14 protein-coding genes are annotated in these 14,273 nt (G+C 73.3%); 2 read left to right on the plus strand and 12 right to left on the minus strand.

What is annotated here, in order from left to right:
* Window positions 1–93: 93 nt before the first annotated feature.
* Complete coding sequence (locus ACH34S_RS36695) at window positions 94–660, minus strand: DUF1707 domain-containing protein (protein WP_395957503.1); 567 nt, start codon at window positions 658–660, stop codon at window positions 94–96.
* Window positions 661–815: 155 nt separating this feature from the next.
* Here ACH34S_RS36695 and ACH34S_RS36700 point away from each other — a divergent pair, with 155 nt between their 5' ends.
* Together ACH34S_RS36700 and ACH34S_RS36705 are read left to right on the plus strand one after the other, a co-directional pair.
* Window positions 816–1,400: a Uma2 family endonuclease gene (locus ACH34S_RS36700; protein ID WP_395957504.1), complete on the plus strand. Its 585-nt coding sequence runs from the start codon at window positions 816–818 to the stop codon at window positions 1,398–1,400.
* A gap of 87 nt (window positions 1,401–1,487) precedes the next feature.
* Window positions 1,488–2,195: a cupin domain-containing protein gene (locus ACH34S_RS36705; RefSeq protein WP_395957505.1), complete on the plus strand. Its 708-nt coding sequence runs from the start codon at window positions 1,488–1,490 to the stop codon at window positions 2,193–2,195.
* Between the two features lie 54 nt (window positions 2,196–2,249).
* Here the strand turns inward: ACH34S_RS36705 and ACH34S_RS36710 are convergent, their stop codons facing one another.
* From ACH34S_RS36710 to ACH34S_RS36760, 11 genes are all read right to left on the minus strand, one after another.
* Window positions 2,250–3,290 carry a sugar phosphate isomerase/epimerase family protein gene (locus ACH34S_RS36710; protein WP_395957506.1) on the minus strand — a complete coding sequence of 347 codons (1,041 nt, stop codon included), beginning with the start codon at window positions 3,288–3,290 and terminating at the stop codon, window positions 2,250–2,252.
* A gap of 2 nt (window positions 3,291–3,292) precedes the next feature.
* Window positions 3,293–4,435, minus strand: coding sequence for a Gfo/Idh/MocA family protein (locus tag ACH34S_RS36715; protein ID WP_395957507.1), 1,143 nt, complete (start codon window positions 4,433–4,435; stop codon window positions 3,293–3,295).
* Window positions 4,436–4,524: 89 nt separating this feature from the next.
* Window positions 4,525–5,583 carry an ABC transporter substrate-binding protein gene (locus ACH34S_RS36720; RefSeq protein ID WP_395957508.1) on the minus strand — a complete coding sequence of 353 codons (1,059 nt, stop codon included), beginning with the start codon at window positions 5,581–5,583 and terminating at the stop codon, window positions 4,525–4,527.
* Between the two features lie 37 nt (window positions 5,584–5,620).
* The gene (locus ACH34S_RS36725; protein WP_395957509.1) at window positions 5,621–6,646 is read right to left on the minus strand and encodes an ABC transporter permease; all 1,026 of its coding nucleotides are present in this window, start codon (window positions 6,644–6,646) and stop codon (window positions 5,621–5,623) included.
* Entirely contained in the window at window positions 6,643–8,184 is a 1,542-nt protein-coding gene (locus ACH34S_RS36730; RefSeq protein ID WP_395957510.1) for a sugar ABC transporter ATP-binding protein, read from the minus strand. The genes ACH34S_RS36725 and ACH34S_RS36730 overlap by 4 nt, the downstream gene beginning before the upstream one ends.
* A gap of 57 nt (window positions 8,185–8,241) precedes the next feature.
* Complete coding sequence (locus ACH34S_RS36735; RefSeq protein ID WP_395957511.1) at window positions 8,242–9,447, minus strand: ROK family protein; 1,206 nt, start codon at window positions 9,445–9,447, stop codon at window positions 8,242–8,244.
* A 175-nt stretch (window positions 9,448–9,622) separates the two neighbouring features.
* Complete coding sequence (locus ACH34S_RS36740; protein WP_395957512.1) at window positions 9,623–10,231, minus strand: GTP-binding protein; 609 nt, start codon at window positions 10,229–10,231, stop codon at window positions 9,623–9,625.
* The gene (locus tag ACH34S_RS36745; RefSeq protein WP_395957513.1) at window positions 10,212–10,601 is read right to left on the minus strand and encodes a DUF742 domain-containing protein; all 390 of its coding nucleotides are present in this window, start codon (window positions 10,599–10,601) and stop codon (window positions 10,212–10,214) included. Before ACH34S_RS36745 ends, ACH34S_RS36740 begins: the two co-directional genes overlap by 20 nt.
* Window positions 10,602–10,604: 3 nt before the next feature.
* Window positions 10,605–11,057, minus strand: a complete 453-nt coding sequence (locus ACH34S_RS36750; protein ID WP_395957514.1) for a roadblock/LC7 domain-containing protein — start codon at window positions 11,055–11,057, stop codon at window positions 10,605–10,607.
* Window positions 11,054–13,612 (minus strand): nitrate- and nitrite sensing domain-containing protein, encoded by a 2,559-nt coding sequence (locus tag ACH34S_RS36755; RefSeq protein WP_395957515.1) that lies wholly within the window; start codon window positions 13,610–13,612, stop codon window positions 11,054–11,056. The genes ACH34S_RS36750 and ACH34S_RS36755 overlap by 4 nt, the downstream gene beginning before the upstream one ends.
* A 108-nt stretch (window positions 13,613–13,720) precedes the next feature.
* Entirely contained in the window at window positions 13,721–14,149 is a 429-nt protein-coding gene (locus tag ACH34S_RS36760; RefSeq protein ID WP_207936619.1) for a roadblock/LC7 domain-containing protein, read from the minus strand.
* Window positions 14,150–14,273: the final 124 nt, after the last annotated feature.

Here is a 14,273-nt window from a genome sequence, read left to right on the forward strand (position 1 = left end):
CTGTCGGACCACCATCAAATCGCGCCACGCAGGCCCATGCATGGACATCCGCGTGAACGGCGGCCGATGAGGCCGCGGGAGCGTTCTATCACTTCAGGCCGGGCGTATACGATCTTTCGCCTCGATCGACCCCTTGTAGGCATAACCCCGTATATGGACGACCGGCGCGCCGGCGGGCGGGACGCCGTGGATCTCGGCGGAAACGCCCATGCCGCCCGCCTCAACGCGCACGCCCGGCGGGACGACGATCTCGACCGCCGACTTGTAGACGATCAACCGCAGCTCGGTGACCTGGGCGTCCAGCTCGGCGCCGCGCAGGTCGAGCAGCCCGGTGCCCTTGTAGACCACGACCGTGCACCGCTCGGGCAGCCGCCAGCGTCCGGCCCGCTTGAGCGAGCCCTTGTAGGCGAGCTGGAAGCGTCCGGCCGGTGCCTGCGTGGACCCCGCCGGCGCGACCCGGGCGTCGTCGGACGGCAGGTCGGCGGCCACGGCCCAGAGCTGGCCGTGCGTGCGCGCCGCGAGCACGCGGTCGATGCGCTCGTCGAGCTCCGCCTCGGTCAGCCGTCCCACCGCGAAGGCCGTGTGCAGCCGGACGAGCATGTCGTCGCGGTCGCCGTCCGAGGCGCGAACGGCCTGGGCCTGCTGCTGCTCGGCGCTCATCGCATCTCTCCCCTCAAGACGAGATGTATCGTAACTCGCCGCCCCTCGGTTTTCGAGACATTGACCGCATCCCGACGCGCGCGATCTTGCCTGCGGCCCCGCCGGACCTCCGTCCGCTAGATTCGGAAGGGGCCGGCACCAAGGGGGGACGATCGATGGGCGGGACGCTCGGCCGCACGCATGGTCCGTACACGCTGTACGACCTCGACGCGCTCCCCGAGGACGGCCGCCGCTACGAGCTCGCCGACGGCTGGCTGAACGAGCTGCCCGGCGACCTGTGGCACGACCACGCCGCCGACCAGCTGAAGGCGATCCTGAAGGAGGCGGCCCGGCACGCGGACGCCGACGTCCACATCGCCGGCGCCCCGCAGGACGTGACGACCCCGGCCGGGGTCCGCAAGCCGGACGTGTTCGCCGTGACCCGCGACACCGCCCGCGCCGCCCTGGAGCGCCAGACCCGCACCTACTACGGGCCCGACCTCCTGCTGGTCGCCGAGGTCGTGACGCCGCGCACGGTGAACGAGCAGATCGACCGCGTCCGCAAGGTGGACGAGTACGCCGCGACCGGCATCCCGCACTACTGGCTCGTCGACCTGGAGCCGCGTCCCGCCATCACCTTCCTGGAGCTCGTGGACGGCCGCTACGAGCTGACCGGCAAGGCCCGCTCCGGCGAGGCGATCGCCCTGGACCGCCCCTACCCCATGGCCTTCGACCCGGCCCGCCTCTCCCAGATGGACTGACCGGAACGACCTGACCGTCCTCCAGCTCCCACCCGCCACCGTTCAGCGGACGAGCTCCGTTCGGCCGCCGGTATTAGGCTTGATCATGTGCTGCTGCTGACGACGCTCGACGGCTGGCGCGCCCAGCCCGGCCCGCGGTTCGTGCTGTCCGACGCGGGGGCGGTGTGGGCGCCCGAAGACGAACCCGGAGCACTGGCCGTCGCCGACGACGTGTTCGCGGACGGGCAGGTCGTGGCCGTCACGCTCGACCCGGAGCCCGGCGCGTCGCCGCCCCGCGGGGTGATCGACCGGACGGCGGCGTCCCGCGTCCGGTACGCCCGGCGCGGCCCCGACGGGCGGCACACGGCGCTCCTCGACCGGCCCGCGACCGCCGAGGCGCTGGACCTGCTGCCGCATCCCGAGGGCGGCTGGTACCGGGAGACCTGGCGGTCGGACGCGTCCTTCACGCCGGACGGCTACCCGGGCGAGCGGTCCTCCGCCACCGGCATCTACTTCCTGCTGCAGCCGGGCGAGGAGTCGGTCTGGCATGCGGTCCGGTCCGCCGAGGTGTGGTTGTGGCATCGGGGCGGCCCGCTGTCGCTGCTGCTCGGCGGCGACGGGGAACGCCCGTCCGGGACAGCGGAAACGATCACGCTGGGCGTGGCCCTGGCGGACGGGCACGTGCCGCAGGTCGTCGTGCCGCCCGGCGTCTGGCAGGCCGCGCGCCCGGCCGGGCGGGAAGAGGTCCTGGTCAGCTGCATCGTGTCGCCGGGCTTCGACTTCGCCGACCTGAGGTTCGAGCACCCGCCCGGCTGAACGAGGCGACGTGCCGCTCCCGTGCGTGGCCTCACGGGAGCGGCACGCCGCAGGTCAATCGGAGGCGTCCGACGCGTCGGGCGAGTCGGTCTCGTCGGCCGAGAACGCGGCGTCGAACGCGGCCGCCGGCGGCTCGATCGCGTTGAGTGCGCGGACGAACTCCAGGGCCTCCGGAGCCCCCTGGAGGCGGTCCATTCCGGCGTCCTCCCACTCGATCGAGATCGGCCCGTCGTAGCCGATGGCGTTGAGGGCGCGGAACACGTCCTCCCAGGGGACGTCGCCGCGGCCGGTGGAGATGAAGTCCCAGCCGCGCCTCAGGTCCGCCCAGGGCAGGTGGGACGAGAGCCGCCCGCGGCGCCCGTCGCCCGTGCGGACCTTCGTGTCCTTGCAGTCGACGTGGTAGATCCGGTCGCGGAAGTCGAACAGGAAGCCGACCGGGTCGAGGTCCTGCCAGACGAAGTGGGACGGGTCGAAGTTCAGCCCGAACGCGGGACGGTGCCCGATCGCCTCCAGGGTCCGGACGGTCGTCCAGTAGTCGTAGGCGATCTCGCTCGGGTGCACCTCGTGCGCGAACCGGACGCCGACCTCGTCGAACACGTCCAGGATCGGGTTCCAGCGGTCGGCGAAGTCGGCGTAGCCGCACTCGACCATCGCGTCGGGGACGGGCGGGAACATCGCGACCGTGTGCCAGATCGAGGACCCGGTGAACCCGGCGACGGTGTCCACGCCCAGCGCGGCGGCGGCACGGGCCGTGTCCTGCATCTCCGCCGCCGCGCGCCGCCGGACGCCCTCGGGCTCGCCGTCGCCCCAGATGCGCGGCGGCAGGATCGCCTGGTGCCGCTCGTCCGGGATGTCGCAGACGGCCTGCCCGACGAGATGGTTGGAGATCGCCCACACCTTCAGGTCGTGCTTGGCGAGGATCTCCAGCCTGCGCGGGATGTAGGCGTCGTCGGCGAGGGCCCTGTCGACCTCGAAGTGGTCGCCCCAGCAGGCGATCTCCAGGCCCGCGTAGCCCCAGCCGGACGCGAGCCGGCAGACCTCCTCGAACGGCAGGTCCGCCCACTGGCCGGTGAACAGCGTGATCGGTCGTGCCACTGTCATTCGCTCCCTTCGACGTCCACCCAGCACTTCGCGGCGGCGCTGGCGGCGACCGCGGCGAGGACGCGCTGTACCTGGAGCCCGTCGGCGAACGAGGGGCTCGGGTCGGTGCCGTCCGCGATGGCGGCGAGCAGGTCGGCGATCTGGTGGGTGAACGTGTGCTCGTACCCCAGGAGGTGTCCGGGCGGCCACCACCGCCCGGCGTACGGGTGGACGGGCTCGGTCACGACGATCCGCCGGAATCCGGCCGCCGCCGCGTCGTCGCCCGCGTCGTGGAACCAGAGCTCGTTCAGCGACTCCAGGTCGAACGCCAGCGCGCCGGACGAGCCGCTGACCTCGATGCGCAGCGCGTTCTTGCGCCCGGTGGCGAACCGGGTCGCCTCGAACGTCGCGAGCGCGCCGCCGTCGGTGCGGGCGATGAACAGGGCGGCGTCGTCCACGGTGACCTGGGCCGTGCCGCCGCCAGGCAGCGGACGTTCCGGGACGAACGTGTCCAGCAGCGCCGACACCCCGGTCAGCGCGTGCCCGGTGATGAACTGCGCGGTGTCGACGATGTGCGAGGCGATGTCGCCGAGCGCGCCCGACCCGGCCTTGTCACGGTCCAGCCGCCAGCTGAACGGGGCCTGCGGGTCGGCGAGCCAGTCCTGGAGGTACTGGGCGCGGATGTGCCGGACGGTCCCGACGCGGCCCTCCGCCACCAGCCTGCGGGCGAGCGTGACCGCCGGGACGCGCCGGTAGTTGAACCCGATCATCGACCGGACGCCGCGCGCCCGCGCCCGCCCGGCCGCCGCGGCCATCGCCGCCGCCTCCGCGACCGTGTTGCCGAGCGGCTTCTCGCACAGCACGTGCTTGCCCGCGTCGAGCGCGGCGACGGCGATCTCGGCGTGGGTGTCGCCGGGCGTGCAGATGTCGACGATCTGAACGTCGTCGCGGCGGAGCAGTTCCTTCCAGTCGGTCTCCACCGACGCCCAGCCGAGCGACGCGGCGGCGGCCCCGGCGCGCTCTGCGGAGCGTCCGGCCAGGGCGGTCATGACGGGTGTCAGCGGCGGCCCGAAGAACGGCCCGACGCTGCGCCACGCCTGCGAGTGGGCGCGCCCCATGAACGCGTGCCCGACCATCCCGACACCGACCGTCGTCGTCATATGTCTGCTCCCCTAGTGCTCGTCCGGCGCGGTGCTTCCGGCCGGCGCGCCCGCCCCCCCCCGTGCGGGCGCGCCGGCGCCCCCGCGGCTCAGGACTCGAAACCGAGCGGCATGTAGCGGTCGACGTTGTCCTTGGTGACCGTCTCGGACGCGAGCGTGATCGACTGCGGCGCCTGCTGCTCGACCAGGTCCGCCATGCCCTTGCCCTGCGCGATCAGCCGGCCCAGCTTGATCGCGGACGCGGCCATCGTCGGCGAGTAGGTGACGGTCGCCTCCAGCACCCCGCCGGCCTTGATCTCCCGCATCGCGTTGGCCGAGCCGGCGCTGCCGACCATGAAGAACTCCGTGCGGCCCGACTGCTTGATCGCGGCGAGCACGCCGACGCCCTGGTCGTCGTCGTGGTTCCACAGCGCGTCGATCTTCTTGTGGGCGCGCAGCAGGTTGGAGGCGACCTGGTTGCCGGACTCGACGGTGAACTTCGCGTCCTGCTTGGCGGTGACGGAGAAGCCGTAGGACTTCAGCGCGTCCGCGAAGCCCTTGCTGCGGTCCTGCGTCAGCGGCAGCGTCGCGATGCCCTGGATCTCCACGATCACCGGGTCCGCGACGCCCTTGGCCTTCAGCTTCTTGCCGACGTAGTGCCCGGCGGCGACGCCCATGCCGTAGTTGTCGCCGCCGATCCACGTCCGGTACGACAGCTTGTCGGGGAAGACACGGTCGAGGTTGACGACCGGGATGCCCGCGTCCATCGCCTTGCGCGCGACCTGGTTCAGCTGCTCGCCGTCGTTCGGCAGGATCACCAGCGCGCCGACCTTCGCGCGGATCAGCGACTCGACGGCCGAGATCTGCTGGTTGATGTCGTTGGTCGGCTCGACCGGCTTGAACGTGACGTCCGGGTACTTCTTGGCCTGCGCCTCGGCGTTCTTGGCGATCGCGGCGATCCAGCCGTGGTCGGCGGCGGGCGCGGAGAACCCGAGCGTCACCGGCGTGCCGGGCTTGTCGTTGTCGCCGCCGAGCGTGCCCGCCTGCGCGGCGGGCGCCGGGTCCTTCTCGCTGTTGCCGGTGCAGGCCGCGGCCAGGGTTCCGGCCGCGACGACGGCGCCGCCGAACAGGACCCCTCTGCGGGACGGGCGAGGTGTGTGGTCGCTCATGACTGCTCCTGGTCATGGGGGGTGGGACGGGGGGTGTTCAGGTGGGCGAGCGGAGCCCGCGGCGCTGCAGCAGCACGGCGATCCCGATGATCACGCCCTTGGCGATGAGCTGGTCGCTGGTCTGCAGGCCGTTCAGGATGAACAGGTTGGTGATGAGGGTGAAGATCAGCACGCCGAGGATGGACCCGGTGATCGTGCCGCGGCCGCCGGTCAGCAGCGTCCCGCCGATGATGACGGCGGCGATCGCGTCCAGCTCGTAGAGGTCGCCGTGGGTGCTGGAGCCGGTGGTGGTCAGCGCCATGATGATGATCGCGGCGATGCCGCAGCAGAACCCGGACAGCGCGTACAGCAGCAGCGTGTGCCGCCGGACGTCGATGCCCGCGAGCCGCGCCGCCTCCCGGTTCCCGCCGACCGCGAACGTCCGGCGGCCGAACGTGGTGCGGTTGAGCAGCAGCCATCCCGCGACGGCGACGGCCGCGAAGATGTACACCAGCAGCGGCAGCCCGATCAGCTTCGTCGTGGACAGCGCCTCGATGGCGTTGTTCTCCGGGCGGACCAGCTGGGTCTTGCGGTCCGACATCCGCTGCGCGAGGCCGCGCGCGGCGACGAGCATCGCGAGGGTGGCGATGAACGGCACCATCCGCCCGTAGGAGATCAGCAGCCCGGTGACGACGCCCGACCCGGTGCCGACGAGGATCGCGCACATCGCCATGACCGCCGGGCCGTAGGACTGCGTCGCGACCGTCGTCGCCCACACCGACGCCAGCGCCATCACCGACCCGACCGACAGGTCGATCCCGCCGCCGATGATCACGAAGGTCTGGCCGACGGTGATCACGCCGATGGTGGCGGCGAGCACGAGCACGCCGACCGCGTTCCCGGACGTCGCGAAGTTCTCCGGCTCGGTGATCAGCCCGGCCGCGCACAGCAGCACCAGCGCCGCGACCAGGCCGAGGTGCCGGATCTCGCCGACACCGCCGCCGGCCGGCGCGCCGTTCCCGACCTTCTTCGTCAGGGAGACGAGGGTGCCGTCGCGCCGCTCGTTGAGGCCCGCCTTAGTCACAGCGCGCTCCCTTCCATGATCATGTTGAGCACGGCGGCCTCGTCGAGGTCGCGGGCGGCGCCGGTGTGCACGACGCGCCCCTCCCGGACGACGAGGACCCGGTCGGCGAGCCCGAGCACCTCGGGGACCTCGCTGGACACCAGCAGCACCCCGATGCCGCGCCCCGCCAGCCCGCGGATCAGCGCGTACAGCTCGGCGCGGGCGCCGACGTCCACGCCGCGGGTCGGCTCGTCCAGGATCAGCAGCCGCAGCCCGGTCGCGTCCTTTCCGGAGGCCCCGGTCAGCCAGCGGGCGAGGACGACCTTCTGCTGGTTGCCGCCCGACAGCGTCACGACGGGACGTCCCGGGTCGGGCGGGCGGATGTCGAGCGCCTCGATCTGGCGGCGGACGTCGGCGAGCTCGCGACGGCGGCTGAGCCAGCCGAACGAGGCGTACCGGGACAGCCCGGCGACGCTGACGTTCCCGGCGACCGTGTCGTTCGGCAGCAGCGCCTGGCTCTTGCGCTCCTCGGGCGCCATGCCCATGCCGCGCCGCACCGCCGCGCCCGTGTCGCCGGGACGCACCGGACGCCCGTCGACGAGCACCCGTCCCCGCGCGGGCCGCCGCGCCCCGTAGACGGTCTCCAGGATCTCCGAGCGCCCCGACCCGACGAGCCCGGCCAGCCCGACGATCTCGCCCGCGCGGACGCTGAACGACACGTCCTCGAACGACCCGGGCAGCGCCAGGTTCTCCACGCGGAGGATCTCCGGCCGGTCCCCGGACGGCTCTTCGGAACGTTCCGGGAAGACGTACTCGACGTCGCGTCCCGTCATCAGCGACACGATCTCGCCGGTGGACGTCGTGCGCGCCGGGAGCCCGACCGCGACGGCCCGGCCGTCCTTGAGGACGGTCACCCGGTCGCCGATCTCGCGGATCTCCTCAAGCCGGTGCGAGATGTAGACGACCGCGACGCCCGCGCCGGTCAGCTCCCGGATGATGCGGAACAGGTTGCCGACCTCGTCGTGCGCGAGCGCGGCGGACGGCTCGTCCATCACGATGAGACGCGCGTCGTGCGAGAGCGCGCGGGCCATGCTGACGACCTGCTTGCCCGCCGCGGGCAGCCGCCCGACCTCGCGGCGCGGCGGGATCTCGGCGTGCCCGAGCCGGCCGAGCAGCTCCCGCGCCGCCCGCTCGGTGTCGCCGCGCCGGGTGAACCCGAACGTCGCCTTCTCGTGGCCGAGGAAGATGTTCTCCGCGACGGACAGGCCGTCCACCAGGTCGAGCTCCTGGTAGATGGTCGCGATGCCCGCCCGCATCGCGGCGGTCGGACCGGCGAGCCGCACCGGCGCGCCCGCGAAGACGATCTCGCCCGCGTCCGGCTGGTGCGCGCCCGCGAGGACCTTGATGAGCGTCGACTTCCCGGCGCCGTTCTGCCCGAGCAGGCAGTGCACCTCGCCGGGGCGCACGTCGAGGTCGACGCCGTCCAGCGCGCGGACGCCGGGGAACTGCTTGACGATGCCGCGCATCACCAGCAGCGGTTCGGGTGCGGACGAGCCCATCGGGCCTCCTCGGGGGGCGGGAGGAACGAAGTCGAAGGGACGGGCGGAGTCGGGACGTCAGGCGGCGGTGTAGGAGAAGACGTGGTCGCTGATGAGCCGGGCGCCGCCGACGACGCCGGCGGTCCCGGCGAGCTCGGACAGCACGATCGGGAGGTTGCCGGTCGCGAGCGGCGCGGACCGGCGGTAGACGACGCTACGGATCTCGGCGAGCAGCGCGTGGCCGAGCCCGGCGACTCCGCCCGCGATGATGACCAGGCCCGGGTTGAAGAAGCTGACGAGCCCGGCGAGGACCTGCCCGACGTGCCGGCCGCCCTCCCGGATGAGCCGCACGGCGACCGGGTCGCCCGCCGCCGCGGCCTCGCCGACGTGCTCGGCCGTCAGCGCACCGTGCGTCTCCAGCAGCGCTGCGAGCTGCGGCGACTCCCCCGAGCCCGCCGCCGCCGACGCGTCCCGCGCGAGCGCGGCGCCGCCGAAGAACGCCTCCAGGCAGCCGGCGTTGCCGCAGGCGCAGATCGGGCTCTTGCCGGATTGGGCGCCGTCCACGCGGATGTGGCCGATGTCGCCGGCGCTGCCGGACACGCCGCGGTAGATGGCGCCGTCCACGACGATGCCGCAGCCGATCCCGGTGCCGATCTTGACGAGCAGGAAGTCGTCCACCGAGCGGGCGAGCCCGGCGTGCAGCTCGCCGAGCGCCATCAGGTTCACGTCGTTGTCGACCAGCACCGGGCAGCCGAGCTCCTGGCCGATCGCGTCGCGCACCGGGAAGCGGTCCCAGCCGGGCATGATCGGCGGGACGACCGGCATCCCGTCCCGGAAGCTGACCGGCCCGGGGACGCCGATGCCGGTGCCGTGCACCTGCGGGATGAGGCCCTCGTCGCGCAGCTTGCCGAGCAGGTCCAGCGCCCGGTCGAGGACGACGGTCGCGCCCTGCCGCACGTCGCACTGCTCGCCGACGTGGCCGAGCACCTCCAGCTCGCCGTCGGTGACGGCGACGTCGATCGAGGTGGCGCCGATGTCGAAGGCGACGAACCGCAGCCGCGGCGACAGCCGGACGATCCCGGACGGCCGCCCGCCCCGGGACGCGGCGAGCCCGGCGCCCTCCACGAGCCCGAGCTCGACCAGCCGGTCCAGCTCCACGGCCAGCTTCGACCGCGACAGCCTGACGACGTCGCCCAGCTCGGCGCGCGAGCGCGGGCCCTCGTCGCGCAGCAGCCGCAGCAGCCGTGCCTGATGCACGTTCTGCGGGCGAGCCGACATGCGCATCACGCCGTCCTCTCCTGGTGAGGGCCCGGTCGGGGGGCTTGGCGAGACGGTAACCGGCTTTCGCCGCGCTGAGAAGACCTTTCTTCTAGATCATCTCAACTTTTTCCACCCAGAGGACAAAGGTCCACATGGAGAGGCCCCCCCGGCCCCGCCGCGGGGGCCTCTCCCGGACTCGCTAGTAGCTGATCGTCGCCTGGCGGCTGCTCATCGTCCGCATGATGTGCTCGACCAGCGTGATGAGCACCTGCTTGGCGTCCTCCCGGTCGCGCGCGTCGCAGGAGATCACCGGGATGTCGGGCGACAGGTCGAGTGCGTCGCGGACCTGGTCGGCGGTGTGCCGGCCCGGCCCGTCGAACCGGTTCACGCCGATGATGAACGGCAGCCCGCGCCGCTCGAAGTAGTCCACGGAGGCGAAGCAGTCGGCCAGGCGCCGGGTGTCCACGAGGACGACCGCGCCGAGCGCGCCCTTGGCCAGCTCGTCCCACATGAACCAGAACCGGTCCTGGCCGGGCGTCCCGAAGACGAACAGCACGAGGCCGTTGGGCAGGGTGATCCGCCCGAAGTCCATCGCCACGGTCGTCGTCGTCTTGCCCATGACGGCGCTGGTGTCGTCGACCCCGATGCTCTTCTCGGTCAGGGCCTCCTCGGTGCGCAGCGGGCGGATCTCACTGACCGCGCTGACCAGGGTGGTCTTGCCGACGCCGAAACCACCGGCCACGAGGATCTTCACCGTCAGCGCGGAATCGCCCTGTGCGGCGGCCGCGTCAGAGCGCACGGATTCCATCGATCACTTCCTTGAGTACGCGCTCGCTGGGGAACTGCGCCACCGGCGCCGGGCGCCGGACCTGTATCAGCGTGCGGTCGAGCAGATCACCGAGCAGGACACGGACGACCCCGAGGGGAAGTTCCAGATCCGACGCTATCTCGGCGACCGACAGCGGTGTGCGGCAAAGCTCCAAGATCATGTCATGTTCCGGCGCCCAGGGCGCCGGCAGCAGGGGGTCGGCGGCGGGTTCCGGCGCGTCCACGGCGGCGATCAGCGCGACGAGGTCGAAGTCCTCGCCCTCGTAGCGCGTGCGGCCTCCGGTGAGCGCGTAGGGCCGCACGACCGGACCCGGGGCGTCCTCCTCCTCATGCCAGGCGGCGTCCTGCATGCCTCACCCGCCGCCCGGTTCGGCCACGGCGGCCCGCCGCGGGTCGGCGGACAGGTGCTGCCCGACGCGCGCGACGAGCATCGCCATCTCGTAGGCGATGATCCCGAGGTCGGCGTCCGCGGCGGCGAGAACGGCGAGGCACGCGCCGTGCCCGGCGGCGGTGACGAACAGGAACGAGGACTCCATCTCCACGATCGTCTGCCGGACGGGCCCGCCGCCGAACGACTCCCCCGCCCCGCGCGCGAGGCTCTGGAAGCTGGCCGCCACGGCGGCCAGGTGGTCGGACTCCTCGCGGGCGAGCCCGCTGGAGGCCGCCATCCGCAGCCCGTCGCTCGACAGCACCACCGCGTTCTGGACGGCGTCCACCCGCTGGACGAGGCTGTCCAGCAGCCAGTCCAGCTCGCCGCCGGGCTTGCCGCCCGTGGCGTCCGCGGCGGAGTACTGGGCCTCTGTCATGGGGTGTCGTCCTCCTGGTCGCCTGGTCTCCGCTCCTGGTCGGATGGGTTCTGTCCCGGCTCGCCGCCGGCCGCGTCCTGCCTGCCGCGCTGCCAGCCGCGCTGCATGGCGGACAGCTTCGATCGCATCGCCTCGGGCGAGCGCTCCGCGGACCGTTCCGGCGCCTGGGCCCCGCCGGGCGCGGGGGCGGCCGGGGCCGCGTCCATCGGTACGGGCGCGGACAACGGCATGGCGGGCTCGGCGGGCTTGGCCGGTGCGGCGGGCTCGGGTTTCGGCGGGACGGGCGGAGCGGCCGGTGGCGCTGTGGCCGGTCGGGCTGTGGCCGGTGGTGCCGTGGCCGGTGGTGTCTGGCCCTTGGCGGCCAGGCGCTCGTCGACGCGCCGTTTGAGCTGCGGCGCGAGATGCTGCTGCCGCCGCCGCTTGGGCAGCTCGCCCTTCTTCGGCGGCTCCACGGGCTCGGGCCGGGCCTCGGGCTCCGCCGCCGCCTCCGTCTCCGCCCTGGTCTCCGTCTCGGCGACCAGCCGGACGGAGCCGCCCGAGCCCCACAGGTCCGCCTCCACGTCCGGCAGCTCGGGCAGCGGCCCGGTCTGGCGGCGCGGCGACGGCTCCTGCTCGAAGTCCTCCACGACGAGCGCGCTCGGGATCAGCGCGACCGCCGTCGTCCCCCCGTACGGGGACGGGCGCAGCGTGACCGTGATCGCGTGCCGCTCCGCCAGCCGCGCCACGACGAACAGCCCGAGCTGGGCGCTGTCGGACGGGTCGAACTCCGGCGGGCTGGCGAGCCGCTCGTTGGCGGCGCGCAGCCCCTCCTCGGTCATGCCGAGCCCGCGGTCCTCGACCTCGATCGCGAACCCGTTGGCGACCGGCTGGCCGCCGACCCGCACCGGCGACTGCGGCGGCGAGAACGTGGTGGCGTTCTCGACCACCTCGGCGAGCAGGTGGATGACGTCGGCGACGGCGGAGCCGAGCAGCGCGATCCGCGGCAGCGGCTGCACCCGGACGCGCGGGTAGTCCTCGACCTCGGCGACCGCGCCGCGGACCACGTCCACCAGCGGCACGGGACGGCGCCAGCCGCGCCCGGCGGTCTTGCCGGCGAGGATCACCAGGCCCTCGGCGTGCCGGCGCATGCGGGTCGCGAGGTGGTCGAGGCGGAACAGGTCCGACAGCTCGTTCGGGTCCTCGGTGCGGCGCTCCATCGTGTCGAGCAGCCCGAGCTGCCGGTGCAGCAGCGCCTGGTTGCGGCGGGCGAGGTTGACGAACACCTCGCTGATGCCGCGCCGCGCCCCGACCTCGCCCTCGGCTGCGGCCAGGACGGCGTCGCGGGCCCGGTCGAACGACTCGGCGATCTGGCGGATCTCGTCGATGCGGTAGTCGACGGCCGGCTCCGGCGCCGGGTCGGCGGGGCGCCCGGCGCGGACCTGCTCGGCGAGCTTCGGCAGCCGCTCGCGGGTGAAGTCCACGACGCCGGCGGCGAGCGTCCGGCACTCGCGCAGCAGCCGCCGCGAGACGCGGGCCGCGATGAACGCCGACGCCGCGATCGCGAGCAGCCCGAGGCCGCCGGCGAACGCGAGCCGCCAGAACGCGTTGATCGCGATGCCCCTGGCGTGCTCGGTGACGTCGTCGAGGACCTTGTTCTCGAGCTCGTACATGCGGGCGTTGGCGGTGTCGGCGGTGGAGCGCCAGTCGCGCGCCTCGATGAGCGGGCCGCGCGCGGCCTGCCCATGGCGGCCCGCCGGGCGCGCCCGCGCGGCCTCCTCGTCGGCCGGCTCGGCGCCGCGGATGACATGGTCCTCCAGCGTGCGGAGCCGGGTGAACTGCGGGGAGTCGACGAGGCGGTGGTAGCGGGCGCGGTCGGCGTCCGGGAGGTTCGCGGCGGTGTCGGCGTAGAGCATCCGCTGCGCCCCGACGAGCTGCGCGAACAGGCCGCGCTCGGCGGTGGTGATCCGCCCGGCGGCGAGCGCGCCGGTCAGCAGCGCGTCCTCGCGGGACATGAACTCGCGGGCGCGGCCGAGCGCGGTGAGGGTGCGGGCGTGCGCGGTGATGGACCCGTCCCCGGGCGTGGTCGCGTTGTAGATGGCGAAGCCCGCGTCGATGAGGTCGCCGTACTCGCGGAGCACCTCGCCGCGGTCGGCGATCCGCTGGTCGACGCCGCGGCGGACGGTCTGGAGCGTGCCCAGGCGCTGGACGAGCGCGTCCAGCCGCCGGACGATCTGGGGCAGGATCGCCTCCCGCAGGCCCTGGTCGCGGCTGCCCGCGCGAACGTCGGCCGCCGCCCTGTCGGTCGCCTCCCGCTGCTTGCGCATGGCCCCCGGTGCCGCGCCCCGGTCGCCGCCGAGCTCGGCCATCGACAGGCGCCGCTCCTTCTGCAGCCCGTCGATGAGCCGCTGCATGGGCAGCACCGTCTCCTGCTGGAACTTGCGGCTCTGCAGCAGCTCGTCCGCGTCACCGTAGGTGATGCCGGTCAGGAACACCCACAGCGAGGCCAGCGCCAGCAGCGGCACGAGGACCAGCAGGCTGATCCTCGCCCGGATGGAGGAGAACCGAGGGCGGGTCATTCGGGGGGATTCCTCCCGATGCGTGGGAGTACGGAGGTGTGCGGGAGCCTACTACGTCGGGGCTTCCCGCCGATCGGACATCCGTGCGCTTGGGCGAATTCCGGCAGGTCAGGACATTCCGAGTCGCTCGCCGCCGACCTGCGTCCCGAACCTCGGGCTCGCCTGCATGTGCCGCCCGGCGCGCTTGATCAGCACCGCCATCTCGTAGGCGACGAGTCCCGCGTCGGCCTCCGCCTCGGCCAGCACGGCGAGGCAGGTGCCGTCCCCGGCGGCCGACACGAACAGCAGCAGCGCGTCCATCTCGATGATGCTCTGCCGGACGTTCCCGCCCGCGAAGTGCCGTCCCGCGCCGCGCGCGAGGCTCTGCAGGCCGGACGCCAGCGCGGACAGGTGCTCGGCGTCCTCGCGGCCGAGCTCGCCGGACGCGGCGACGGCCAGGCCGTCCCGGGAGAGGATCACCGCCTGCCGCACGGCCGGCACCCGCCGCGCGAAATCGTTGAGCAGCCAGTTCAGCTCGCCGGTCACGGTGTCGTGCATCATCGGGCTCCCTCAGTTCCCCCAGCGTCCGGCGGCCAAGGGTCCCTGGATCATAAAGGCGGCTCGCGACGGCCCCGCAACCGCTTTGGCCCCTTTCGTGGGCATTGCCGCCATTCCTGCGACC

It is taken from the genome of Actinomadura sp. 3N508, assembly GCF_044326375.1.
In the GTDB taxonomy this organism is placed as follows: Bacteria; Actinomycetota; Actinomycetes; order Streptosporangiales; family Streptosporangiaceae; genus Spirillospora.